Annotated in this window: 1 pseudogene; it reads right to left on the bottom strand. The window is 64.0% G+C overall.

Annotated features, from left to right (window positions below):
* Positions 1-213: pseudogene (locus tag AC6UDB_RS07055) on the bottom strand (hypothetical protein); the annotation flags it as partial.
* Between the last annotated feature and the right edge of the window lie 59 nt (positions 214-272).

Here is a 272-nt window from a genome sequence, read left to right as displayed (position 1 = left end):
GTTGTCGACCATCGGTTGCGCCGAGCCGTCGGACAAGTCCATGATTTTCAGGCGTCGGTGGCCGAGGGCGATCGGGCCTTGGCTATGGAAGCCCCACGCATCCGGGCCGCGAGGCGCCAGGTGATGGGTGATGCGCTCTACCGCAGCCAGGTCGGCTGGGCGAGGGGCTTGGTCGAGGGGGGTGAAACGCAACTCTCCTGCTAATCCGCACATAAGTCCTTACCGGTTTTTCCGTTGGGGAGGGGGCGCCCAGGATTAGGGCACCTTAAGGA

This window comes from Fructilactobacillus sp. X3R2C1 (genome assembly GCF_059901235.1).
The sequence above is the reverse complement of the archived record's forward strand: the minus strand, read 5'-3'. Positions and strand labels throughout refer to the sequence as shown.